Origin of the sequence: Hippea jasoniae, assembly GCF_000744435.1 — a bacterium.
In the GTDB taxonomy this organism is placed as follows: Bacteria; Campylobacterota_A; Desulfurellia; order Desulfurellales; family Hippeaceae; genus Hippea; species Hippea jasoniae.
Genome location: NZ_JQLX01000017.1, coordinates 30,165 through 42,077, shown reverse-complemented (window position 1 = coordinate 42,077; position 11,913 = coordinate 30,165). Strand labels below are relative to the sequence as shown.

At 36.8% G+C, this 11,913-nt stretch carries 11 protein-coding genes and 1 other RNA gene; 5 read left to right on the top strand and 7 right to left on the bottom strand.

The window, feature by feature from the left end; translation table 11 throughout:
- Positions 1-55: 55 nt before the first annotated feature.
- Both EK17_RS08295 and rnpB read left to right on the top strand, forming a co-directional pair.
- On the top strand, positions 56-325 hold the full coding sequence (locus EK17_RS08295) for a hypothetical protein (protein WP_035589606.1): 270 nt from the start codon (positions 56-58) through the stop codon (positions 323-325).
- 37 nt (positions 326-362) lie between these two features.
- Positions 363-808, top strand: an RNA gene (rnpB, locus tag EK17_RS09175) — RNase P RNA component class A.
- 5 nt (positions 809-813) lie between these two features.
- Here rnpB and EK17_RS08290 read toward each other — a convergent pair.
- Positions 814-1,635 carry a CheR family methyltransferase gene (locus tag EK17_RS08290; protein WP_051904540.1) on the bottom strand — a complete coding sequence of 274 codons (822 nt, stop codon included), beginning with the start codon at positions 1,633-1,635 and terminating at the stop codon, positions 814-816.
- Between the two features lie 2 nt (positions 1,636-1,637).
- On the bottom strand, positions 1,638-2,516 hold the full coding sequence (locus EK17_RS08285; RefSeq protein ID WP_035589605.1) for an HDOD domain-containing protein: 879 nt from the start codon (positions 2,514-2,516) through the stop codon (positions 1,638-1,640).
- A gap of 99 nt (positions 2,517-2,615) precedes the next feature.
- Between EK17_RS08285 and EK17_RS08280 the strand changes: the two genes are divergently transcribed.
- Genes EK17_RS08280 through EK17_RS08270 form a run of 3 tightly spaced genes read left to right on the top strand, consistent with a single transcriptional unit; the run spans position 2,616 to position 8,028 of the window.
- The gene (locus tag EK17_RS08280) at positions 2,616-3,899 is read left to right on the top strand and encodes a TolC family protein (RefSeq protein ID WP_035589604.1); all 1,284 of its coding nucleotides are present in this window, start codon (positions 2,616-2,618) and stop codon (positions 3,897-3,899) included.
- On the top strand, positions 3,896-4,969 hold the full coding sequence (locus EK17_RS08275) for an efflux RND transporter periplasmic adaptor subunit (RefSeq protein ID WP_035589602.1): 1,074 nt from the start codon (positions 3,896-3,898) through the stop codon (positions 4,967-4,969). Before EK17_RS08280 ends, EK17_RS08275 begins: the two co-directional genes overlap by 4 nt.
- Positions 4,969-8,028 (top strand): efflux RND transporter permease subunit, encoded by a 3,060-nt coding sequence (locus tag EK17_RS08270; RefSeq protein ID WP_035589600.1) that lies wholly within the window; start codon positions 4,969-4,971, stop codon positions 8,026-8,028. The genes EK17_RS08275 and EK17_RS08270 overlap by 1 nt, the downstream gene beginning before the upstream one ends.
- On the opposite strand, the gene cobJ is transcribed toward EK17_RS08270, so the two are convergent.
- The 5 genes from cobJ to cbiD are packed head-to-tail and all read right to left on the bottom strand — an operon-like array spanning position 8,029 to position 11,789.
- Positions 8,029-8,748 (bottom strand): precorrin-3B C(17)-methyltransferase, encoded by a 720-nt coding sequence (gene cobJ / locus EK17_RS08265; RefSeq protein ID WP_035589598.1) that lies wholly within the window; start codon positions 8,746-8,748, stop codon positions 8,029-8,031.
- Positions 8,745-9,533 carry a cobalamin biosynthesis protein gene (locus tag EK17_RS08260; RefSeq protein WP_051904539.1) on the bottom strand — a complete coding sequence of 263 codons (789 nt, stop codon included), beginning with the start codon at positions 9,531-9,533 and terminating at the stop codon, positions 8,745-8,747. The genes cobJ and EK17_RS08260 overlap by 4 nt, the downstream gene beginning before the upstream one ends.
- On the bottom strand, positions 9,505-10,251 hold the full coding sequence (cobM, locus tag EK17_RS08255) for a precorrin-4 C(11)-methyltransferase (protein WP_035589596.1): 747 nt from the start codon (positions 10,249-10,251) through the stop codon (positions 9,505-9,507). The genes EK17_RS08260 and cobM overlap by 29 nt, the downstream gene beginning before the upstream one ends.
- Positions 10,244-10,837, bottom strand: a complete 594-nt coding sequence (gene cbiE / locus EK17_RS08250; RefSeq protein WP_051904538.1) for a precorrin-6y C5,15-methyltransferase (decarboxylating) subunit CbiE — start codon at positions 10,835-10,837, stop codon at positions 10,244-10,246. Before cbiE ends, cobM begins: the two co-directional genes overlap by 8 nt.
- Entirely contained in the window at positions 10,824-11,789 is a 966-nt protein-coding gene (gene cbiD, locus EK17_RS08245) for a cobalt-precorrin-5B (C(1))-methyltransferase CbiD (RefSeq protein ID WP_035589594.1), read from the bottom strand. The genes cbiE and cbiD overlap by 14 nt, the downstream gene beginning before the upstream one ends.
- Positions 11,790-11,913: the final 124 nt, after the last annotated feature.

Sequence of the window (11,913 nt, the reverse complement as noted above, 5' to 3'; positions counted from 1 at the left end):
ATGTAGTAAATAAAATATTATCATTGCCAAAAAGTCAATGTGATGGAGGTTTAAGATGTCTCACGATCATGGTGGCAATGAGCACAGGAAGTTGATGGGTTTTTACAATGCAGCTAAGTGGGCTATGAAGGGGGAGTGTTATTTAGACATCTATGCCGATGAGCTTTCTAATGAGGAAGAGGAGCAATTAAGAAGACATCTTGAAGATCTTGGTATTATTTTTGATGTTAGCCCCAAAGGCGTTATCAAAGGATACTTTGAGGGAAAATACGAAAAGGTTTTCCCTGTTATGAGGCAGCTTCTTAAAGAGGGTTGGAGCTGGTAGTCTTGAAATTTTATAATTAATCGTTATTATCTTTAGGGGAGTGGATCGGGTGGCCGCTTAAGCTTTATGCTTAAGAGGAAAGTCCGGGCTCTTCAGGGTCAGGGTGCCTCTCGAAAGGGAGGTTGGGGCGACCCAAAGGAAAGTGCCACAGAGAAGAGACCTCCAAGCCCTCACTTTTTATGTAAACATGTGATACCTATCCATTTTAGTGGATGGGTAGAAAAATAAATGTTTATGTTAATAAACTATTTCTTAGAAGAGTGAGGGCTCGGTGAAGCTGAAACGGTGGTGTAAGAGACCACCGCCTGGAGTAGTAATACTTCAGGGCACGGCAAACCCCACCCCGGAGCAAGACCAAATAGGAAGGCCAATGGGTTGACCCTGCCCTCGCATTATGCGATGGCCTTCGGGTAGGTCGCATAGATAAATGGCCACCGCCTGCTATAGCAGGTACAGAACCCGGCTTATAGATCCACTCCCTTTTTGTTTTATTCAGGTTTCTGGTATGCAATGGCCATCTTGAAATGGCACAGCTTGAATTTTGTGTTGAGGCGGGAAATCGACTCAGTAGCTCCTAAAATAAGATAGCCACCGGGATTTAGGATGTCGTTATAAAAGGTATCTATAACCTTTTGTCTTGATTTTGAGTCAAAGTATATCAGCACATTGCGGCAGAAGATCACATCCATCTTTCCGACTTTTCTGGAAAGTGCTGAATCTAAAAGGTTAAGGTTTTTGAATACAACTTTCCTTTTCACGAAATCCTTGATTTTATATTTGCCAAAACCGGCGTTATCAAAATACTTTTTCTTAAGTTCAGGCGTCAACTCTTTAACAGAGTATTCACCATAGACGCCCTCTTTTGCTTTTTCCAAAACTTCGTTTGATATGTCGCTTGCAAGCACCCTTGCAGGAATGTTTTGACCATATTTTTCCATTAAAGCTATAACGATTGTGTAAGGTTCCTCTCCCGTTGAACAGGCTGCAGACCATACATTTATAGAGCGTTTCTTTTTTAATAATTCAGGCACCATTACATCTCTAAATGCTTCAACTTGTCTGATATGCCTAAAAAAATAGGTTTCGTTGATTGTTATAGCATCAAACAGCGGGCCAAGCTCCTGAGAACCCTTTGGTGATTTTAAGTATTGCAGATACTCCTCAAAGCTTGATAGATTAAGCTCTTTTAATCTCTTCTTTAGTCTGTTTGTAAGCAGATATTCCTTGTTTTTCTCAAAGAAAATACCGGATTTTTTGTAGATAAACTCTCTTAATTCTTCGAATGTTTTTGGATTCATTTTTTCAGACACAGCTACTTAGACCCCTCAAAATAAAGTTGCTTTGCCTCTTCAATTTCCTCATATAGTTTAAATGTAAAGAATGCAAGGTCAAATTCCTCACTAAGGTTTGCCTCTTTTATCAATAACTGCCAGCCTTCATCCTCTTCAAGCGTAAATTTTGCATAATTGCCACCAAATCCTATACCTTCGGTGTAGGTTAAAAGGTCTGCTACATGAACAACAGAAACCAGAAGCTTATTTTTTGCGTTTTTGGGATCGTGATGATTTTCAACAATATCGATGATTTCCTCTGGTAGACCCCATATTGATAGTAGTTTTGATCCCAGCTGACAGTGATTTATGCCGTATAGTTCCATCTCTGAATCTATAAAAGAAATTCCTTTTTTGAAAGCGTTTTCCAGTATTTCATCCAGACACTCAGGTGCGTATAGATCAAGCAATACTTTGCCGATGTCGTGTATAACCCCGCCACTAAATTCTGCAGAGCTAAACTTAAAGTTTAAAATATTATTGATTATTTTTGCTGTAACACCACAACCAAATGAATGCTCTAAAAATTTATCCCTGTTAAAGTTTTTATGCAGTGGTAGTTTTTTTACGCTTGATAGGATAACGGATATCATAACTATGTTTTCTACCTGAACAAAGCCCAGCAGGTTTATGGCATGATTGAGGCTTGTAACCTCTCTTGCAAGGCCGTATAGAGAGGAGTTTGCAAACTTCAATATCTGACTGACTAAATTTGGATCCTTTTTAATAACCTCTTCAAGATTGCGTGATGTTGTGTTGGGGTCACGTGTAAGCCTGATTACCTCAAATGCTATGGCAGGAAAAGCTGGTAAATCGTCTATGCTTGCTAAGTTCTCATACAGCTCTTTAACCTTGTTCATAGTTAACAAGTTTATTGAAAAAAATTTTTCCGTCAAGTCTTTTTTTGTAAATTGTAAAAATTACTTGACAGGGTATAGTTTAGTTGTAAAATGACGGCGATGAAAAAGTTAATTTTTTTCCTTATTATTGCGTTTTTTTGCATATTTTCTGATTCTAAAGCTGCAACAATACAGCAATTATTTAGGGGCCTTCAAAACCAGCCTGTAACAAAGATTGATAAAGCAGAGGTAGCAATATTTAAGGCAAAGAAGTATCAGACTATATCTAATTTTTTCCCTAAAATTTTTGCAGTAGCATCGTATCAGCATTTCAATTCACCCACAAATCTCAGACCCATGACGCCCAAGGAGAGCTCAGATATTTCAAGAAGCTTTGGTTCCATGCCGTTTGGTAAAAATATAAAACAGATAGGTATAGAGTTTTCAGCGCCGCTATTTGTTGCAAGCCTGTTTGACATGGCACATATGAGTGAAAAGTTAAAAGAGTCTGCTCAGTGGAGGATGAAAATCAATTTCATAAAGAATGAAGCGGTTGTGGTTGAGTTAAACGGCGAGTTTATCTACCTTGAAAGATTAAAACAGTCTATAGAAAAAAGAAAAGCCTCTCTTGATAGTCAACTAAAAAGCATCAAACTTGCCTGTGAGAACGGCAGATTGCCGTGTGTCTATAAATACAAGGTGGAAGATGCCATAAATGCGCTGGATATAAAATTAAACGATGTAGATGCAAAGATAACCTCCATTGCAAATACGATTTATGCACTAACGGGTATAAGGCTTTCAAAGCCTGCAAAGATGGCACTATCAGGTAATATAACAGGTAGAAAGTATAAAATTTTAGAGTCATTGAGGCTTAAAACCGAAGCGCTCAAATATTCTGCAAAAGCAAGCAAAGATAAACTTTATCCATCTTTGATGATAAAGGGTTTTGTCTATAGAAAATTTACAAAAGCCTACAATACAAATGAAAATACCTTAAGGAATTACGGTTCAATAGGTGTATTTTTAAGCATACCTATATTTGACAAACCTCTGTATTCTGAGATTGAAAAATCACATTCGGAATATGTAAAGAGTGAGTTTGAGCTTGAGGATTACACAAACAGGATAAAAGCAAAGGCAAAAACATTAAAAAAGACACTGGATTTAATAGATAAGTCGATAATTATCCAGAATAAAAGCGTATCAAATAGCAAGAAACTGCTTAAATATGCAAAGGTGGCGTTTAAGTTGGGCAGAATGACGCTTGAGGAGTACTTAAGATACGAGGCAGATCTACTAAATAGTGAAGCTGAACTTTATTCTTTAAAATTAAAGAAATGGCAGGTAGTATCAGAGCTTGCCGTTATTTATGGTGAGGATTTAAAGGAGATCGTGAGATGAAAAAAATAGTTGTTATTCTGATGGTTATATTAATTCTTGCTGGAGTGGCTGTGCTTGTGAAGAAGAAAAAGAAAGAGCTGTTTGCACTAAAGCCACCAAAAGCATATCCGATTATCGTTAAAACAATAAAGCCCGAAATGGAAAATTTTTATCTCTCACTTGATGGACTGGGTCTTATTGAAAGCAATACAGATGTAAACATATCAACAAAGGTAGCATCAAGGATACTTTATTTAAAAGGTCTTGGTGAGCATGTTAAAAAGAATGATGTGCTTGTAAAACTGGATGATAGTTTTATTAAGTCAAAGCTGTTTTCTTTGAAATCTCAGTTGAACGCTTTGTATCAAAAGCTTTCTTCTTTAGAACTAAGCCTTTCAAACATGATTAAAACGCATAAAAGAACGCTTGAGTTGCTGAATGTTAAGGGTGCAAGTATAGAACAATCTCAGGCTGAAGAAGATAAAATTGCACAGCTAAAATCTGAAATATCAACTGTTAAATCCCAGATTAGATCTGCCAAAGAGCAGCTGAAATCTCTAAATGTAGAACTCACATACACGCTCATAAAATCGCCCATCGACGGTGTTGTTTCAAAACAGATAAGCAATGTTGGCGATGTTGCAATGCAGGGTAAGCCAATTTTAAAAATCAGTGCAGAAAAAGGTAAATACCTGCTTTTGAGGTTGCCTGATGATATCAAGCCGAAAGGTGTGATCTTTGAGGGTAAATTTTATAAGATTTTTGCTCTAAACGATACATTCAACGGCTTAAATGAGTATGAGGCAAGAGTTGATACGGGTTTATCTGTGGGTAGTCGTGTTAAAGTAGGTGTTGTTGTGTTTAAAGGTAACGCCTATAAACTGCCATTTGATGCCCTTTTAAGCGTAGGAGAAAAAAACTATATCTTTGTCTATAAAGACCACCATGCTTATCCTGTTTTAGCACAGATAGAAGGAGTGGGTCAGCAAGGAGTGGCAGTTTCAAACAATCTAAAAAATAAAAATATTGTTGTTGCAAAGCCTGATATCTTGCTGAAAGCTTTGGCTGGAACCCCATTAAAGGTGCAGTGATGTTTGAGTATTTTTACAAAAGACCGCATACGCTTTTTAGTTTGATAGTTCTTCTGTTTGTTTTGGGTGTTATAGGTTTAATCAACCTACCCAAAAACCTTTTTCCAGATAGTGCAAGACCCACGGTTCTTATAATGACAAGGGTGCCTGGCGCCTCGGCTGTTGTAGTAGCAAACAGTGTTTCGAAGCCTATAGAGGAAGAGGTATCCACGCTTGGTTATGTCAGGCAGATTAGCAGTATAAATATGCCCAATATGTCTGTGGTTAATGTGGAGTTTGAGTATAAAAAGGGTTTAAAAAACGCTGCTTTGGATGTGGTTAATGCCCTTGCAAGGGTTTCTTCCAAACTACCTAAAGGGGCAAAACCAACCATTTACACAGTGGGTAGCTTTACACTGCCTGTTGATGTTATAGCAGTCTATCCTAAGAAGAAGTATATAACCTTAACAGAGGTTAGAAAAATTGCGGATAGCTTTATAAAGCCCTATCTGTTGTCTTTAAAAGGTATCGGTAATGTTGAGGTTTTTGGTGGCTACAAAAGCGCCATTAATATAGCTATAGACCCATACAAACTTGCAAAATACAATTTAACAGCTGATAAGGTTATAGCGGCTATTGCAGCATTTAACAAAGATATACCGATAGGTTTTTTTAAAAGCAAGAATAATTTTATTACAGTTACATATTATGGTGAAAGGGATGAGATAGAAAGGCTTAAGCTTTTGGAGGTTGCACCCAATATTCCTCTTAAAAGCATAGCAGAGGTTAGCTGGTCGCATCAGAAGAATTTTAGTAGCTATATCGGTAATTCTCATCCTGCTATAGCCATTGCCATTCAGCGAACCAAAGGTGGCAATGTCTTAAAAACAAGTGATATTGTAAGAAACGCTATAAGGTATTTGAAAAAAGAATATCCCAACCTGAATTTTGAAATCTCTGATACCCAACGCAACCTTATTGAAACATCAAACAGTAATATGCTTGAGGCGTTAAGGGATGCAATTGTTTATACTTTGATTGTTATTTTGATTTTTCTGGGCAACTTTAGAGCTATTATTGCAGCTGGTTTGTCTATTCCGATGGTGTTTTTCTCCACACTTGCAATTATCTGGCTTGCGGGCGGTGAGCTCAATATCGTTGTTTATACGGCTATTATACTTGCCCTTGGTATGCTTACCGATGATGCGGTTGTTGTGCTTGAGAATATAGAAAGGCATCTCAATGAACTAAAAGAAGATTTAGGTACAGCTATTGAGCACGGCACAAAAGAGGTTGTGGGTCCTGTATTTGCAGGCACAATTTCAACGGTTGCACTGTTGTTTCCAATGATGTTTGTTGGGGATTATCCTCAGAGGATTTTCTTTCCACTCATTTCCACATTGATACTTGCGCTGTTAATCTCCTACTTTTTATCTATCACATTTATACCAAAACTTTCTTATTACCTTTACAAAAACGGTACTTCAAAAACCAGGGTAGAGTTGTTTTTTGAAAGGATCTATCAAAATACATTTGGCAGACTGATCGGGCTTTATTTAGGGGCGCTTGAGTTTTCAAACTCAAAAAGAAGGATCCTCAGACGGGTTATTATGGTTGTGGGTGTTTTGTTTATCCTTATCTTTAGCGTTAAAAATATAATGCCCGTCATAGGCAGGGATATTATGCCGCCGATGGATACGGGTATTATAGAGGCAAAGATCAGTTTTAGCCCGAATCTTTCAACACAGGAGGCGCAAAATCGCCTCATGCCTTTTTTGAACTGGTTGAAAAAACAGAAGTATGTTCAGATGAGCTCTGTGGCGTTTGGCTCTGAATTGGGTGTTACATCCTTTGGGGGTAATTTACCTCAGCAGGCTCAGATGACGATTATCTGCGTGGATAGATTTCACAGAAAACAGACCATCTGGCAGCTTGAGAGTGTTTTTAGAAACAGGTTGCACAACATAAGGGGTATTGAGAAGGTAGATGTTTACGATTTTGGGGCAACGCCATTATCATCGATTAATGCTCCGCTTGCAATAAGGCTTGAAAGCCCCGTCTATTACGGTTTGCCTGAAGCCTCACAGAAAGTTAAAAAAGCCATAGAGAAAATTAAAGGATTGACGAGTGTTTCTATAAGCTGGAAAAACGATATGCAGGAGATTAAACTTAAAATAGATGCCCAGAAAGCTTTAAGTTATGGTTTAACGCCGTTTTCTATAATTTCTCAAATTCCCATAAACGGTAGAATTGCATCTATTAGCGGCGATCTGTCTTCAATGAATGTTCAACCGATAAGGATTTATCTAAGGGGTAAATATAACGAAAATCTAAATTACATAAAGCTTCTGCCGATAAAAACACCCTACGGCTACTATATACCTCTTAAAAGTGTTGCGCATTTTGAAAAACAGTTTGCACCTGCAAAAATTGTAAGATACGATCTTATGTATGCAGATGAGGTGGATGCCTTTAGAAATAAAAAGCCTATCAGTATTATTACTTCAGAAAGCCAGCAACTACTAAAAAAACTTGATCTCAAAGGATTTGTGGTTAAACAGGCTGGAAGTATTGTGCAGCTTAACGATAGCTTTAAGCGGATGATAAAGGCCATTTTGATCGGTGTTATTTTGTTGATTAGTGTATTAACAGCTGTTTATCGCTCATTTAAGCTTGCTATAGTTATGATCGTTGTTCTTCCGCTTGCCATGATCGGTGCATCCTGGGGTATGCTGATTTTAAACAAACCATCCTGTATGCCATCACTTATGGGTATTCTGCTTCTGTTTGGTATTATTATTAAAAACTCTGTCTTGCTCGTTGACTTTTATAAAGAGTATAGAAAAAAGGAATCGCCGTTTGAGAGTGCTTTAGAAAGTATAAGGGTGAGATTCAGACCTGTAATGATGACAGCATTTGGCACAATTGCAGGCATGATTCCAATTGCACTTGAAAAGGCTGTGGGGCTTGAAAGATTATCTCCTTTGGCTGATGTTGCAATCGGTGGTTTGCTTGTTGGCACATTTTTAACGCTCGTCTATGTGCCGATGTTTGCATATCTGTTTGATAAAAAAGATTAACTAAAGTTTATAGCCTCTTGGTGTTATTAATTTGTTGTTTTTAAGGTAGGTTTTTGTATTGCCAACTACTACGACAGTTGACATATCAACAAATTCGTAATCAAAATCCATGATTGTTGAAATTTTTATCTCTTCATTTTCGCACATGCAGTTTTTTACGCATCCACATAAAAGATTACCCCGTTTTGCAAAAAACTCATTAAGGGTGTAAGGTAGTTGTGTGGTTCTTTTTTTGCTTTTTGGGTTGTATATGGCGCAGACAAAATCACCCATATTTATCGCATCGATCCGTTTTTTGATTAATTCCCAGGGTGTAAGGATATCGGATAGAGAAAGAATTACTGTATCTTCACTGATAATAGCACCAATTCTTGCAGATGCTGCAAAGGCTGCCGTTAAACCCGGAATAATGTCTATGTCTATGTTGTTATTTAACTGTAAGGCAAGAGATGCCATGCCGTATAACGATGCATCACCTGAACTTATAATAGCTGTTGTTAAACCGTTTTTGGCAAACTCAATGGCTTTTTTAACACGCTCAACCTCACCGCCCATAGAGTTTTGATAGATTATTTTATTTTTTGCGAAGGGCTTTATGCGTTCAATATATTTTTTATAACCACAAATTACCCGTGATTTTTTTAAGGCTTCTGTAGCTTCAAAAGTTAAATAATTTTCCCTGCATGGTCCAATTCCTATAACAAAAATCTTTGCGCTCATAACAGCTGTTCCTCTACAATTGCAATACTAACGCCGTTTATATCTGTTTTTGGTAGAATTAATCGAGGGTTTGTTGAGGCTAATAAGGCTGAAGCTTCTGCAACATTTTTGATTCCTATATGCTTAATTGCAGCAGACTCTTTGAAGCAGTAAAGTTCATTCTTATAAAGCTGTTTGGGTAGAAATACAGTTTCTAATTTGAGTTCTTTTGCAGCATCCACAAGCCCCTGTTCGTTTTGTTTTAGCCAGCAGCTTGCAACAACTCTAATGTTTGATGTTGTTAAGCCAATATTATTTAAAGTTTCAATGATTGCTTTTTTGACAATCTCCTTATCTATATTTTTCCTTGTGCCTATGCCCATAACATATCGTTTGTTTGTTTCTGTAGCTGTTGTTATAACAGCCTGACAACCGATGATAGAAGCAAGGTAGTGTGATAATCTGTTTGCCCCTCCTTCATGACCACTTAAACTGCTTATGCAGAAACGGGCAGCATCATCAATAACAACAACGGCTGGATCTGTATATTTTGACCTGATTAGATTACCTATCATCCTTATTACTATGCCAAGGGACATTATTGCAACTATCCCTTGATACTTGTCAAAACAAAATTTAAAAATCTCTTTGAGGCTGTCAAAGCTTTTGCAACTGTTGCAGTTGAGTTTTTTGAGTGCAAAAATATCGCATCCTGTTTTTTTGTTTATCATGTTTGCTATCTTGATGCCGTTGTTTGTGATTGCTATGCAGCAGAGGTTATCTAAAAGTGTGTGAAAATTTCTCATCGTAGAGTTTTGAGTATTCTTTTGGTTTCATATTTAGAACATCACCAACAATGACAACTGCATGTTTTTTTATCTCGGCTGTTTTGTGGATAATGTCTTTTAGCGTGCCTTTAATAATCTTTTCATCAGGCCAGCTAACCTTATAACAAACCGCTATGGGTGTATCCTCCTTATAGCCAGCTTTTAGAAATTCCTCAACTATTGAGTGAATTTTATCAGCAGATAGATAGAAACAGAATGTTCCACCGTGGCATAGGAGCTTTGTTAGTTTTTCATTATCCGGTAGTTTTGTCTTGCCTTCTATTCTGCTTATAGTGATGGTTTGTGAAGAGTTAGGGGCCGTTAAAGATATATTTAATTTTGCAGCTGCAGCAAAAAGGGCGGTGACACCGGGAATAATTTCAAACTCTATATTTTTTTTCTTAAGTTCTTCGGTTTGCTCTAAAATTGCCCCATATAACGAAGGATCGCCTGTATGCATCCTTGCAACATTTTTGTTTTCTTTGATGGCCTCTTCTATTACTTTAATAATTTCTGTTAATGTCATGGATTTTGAATCGTATATTTCTGCGTCCTTTTTGGCGTATGTTAATATATCTTTGTTTATGAGGCTGCCTGCGTATATCACAACATCGCAGCGTTTTAAAGCCTTCAGTCCTTTGATTGTTAAAAGGTCTTTATCGCCTGCCCCAGCACCTATAAAATAAACCTTAGCCATTTTTTCTTATCAAAATAACGATATACAAACCGTTTTTATCATCGATTGGCTTATCTGTAATCGTTTCGTTTTCATATCCTAAATTATAACAGATACTTATCTGAAAGTCTTTTAATTTTTCTCCTATTGTTTCTAAAACCTCAGATGGTGAGTATTTACCGCATAGAATTACGATTTTTTTATGGTTTGTATCTATTGTTTGTTTTGAATGGTGAAACGAAAAAAAAGCGGCATCTTCATAGGTTTCCTTTAACTTTGCAAAGGCAACCTGAAATGACGAAACGCCCGCTACAACCTCTGCAATTCTATCTTTGAAATTTTTGTAGATAAAGTTTGCTAAAGAAAAAAAGCCTGCATCACCCGACACAACGACACCGATTTTTTTATCCTTTTTTTCAAGTATCTTCAAAAGCTGCGATTTATAATCGCCACTTAATGCTATAAAGTTTTTGTGGTCGAATAGGTTGAGTCTTCCAAAACCCACAAGTATATCCATTTTGTGGGCTGTTTTTATGGCTTTTACTGTCAGGTATTCTTTTGTGCCTATGCCAGCAGAGATAATCCAGATGTTTTTAGGATTTTCCAACGATATTCCCTTTCATGTCGAATAGTATAACATCTAAATCAAACCCATAATCGTCAAACACCCTATTTTTTATTGCCACAGCTACTTTATCAAGGTTTTCTGATAGAGCTATCTCTTCTGTAGTGTTAAACTCACCTTTTAGGTTTAGTAGTTTTTTTATAAACGGAATTGGTGATGGAGATTGTTTTGAATGGGTATTGTAGTATCCCATTGCAATCTTGGCTAATTTGCCTGGATGCCCTGCAAGAGAAAATTTTCTTACACCCTTTCTTTTTAGGTAATCAAAAGCCTCTTTAAAATAATTACTAACCATTATTGTTGGGTAGTTGTAATATTTTTTTACAAACCTCTCTCCTATTTTGCCCGCAACGATAAAGAAGTAGTTAGATTCATTTAAAACAACATCTATCTCGCAATATATAGAGTTTATCAATGCTGTTAAACTCATAGGCTCCACTATACCGCTACTGCCAAGAATTGATATACCACCAACTATGCCCAGGCGAGGATTGAATGTTTTTTTTGCTATCTTTTCGCCCTCTGGCACAGATATCTCAATATCTAAATCCTCGTTGTATGAAAGATAGTGTTTTAGGTTTTTAATAAGCATCTTTTTTGGCGTAGGATTTATGGCTGGTTGACCAACTTCTACCTGTAATCCTTTTTTTGTAACAATTCCAATACCTCTTTTGACTATTATATTTATTTTGCCGCTACCTTTTTTAAGTTTTGAGTTGCACTCTATGCGTATCCTGTTTGTTATATCCGGGTCATCTCCTGCATCCTTTATTGAAAAACAGATCTCTCCATCAAAATATATAGGTATATTTGCTATCTCTCCTTTGGGTAAAATGATATTAACTGCCCTGGGTTTTCTATTAAATTTTTTATAAATGAGACTTCCAAGGGCAGTTGCTGTCAGATAACTACCCGTTGTAAATCCCTTTCTCATGCTATTATTGTGCATAATTTAGTATTAAATACAACAAAAATGTCTGTTCTATAAAATGAATTTTTCTTGACATTATATTGAAAATCTGGTAGATAGTTAGATGTCTAAATTATATAAAACTTTA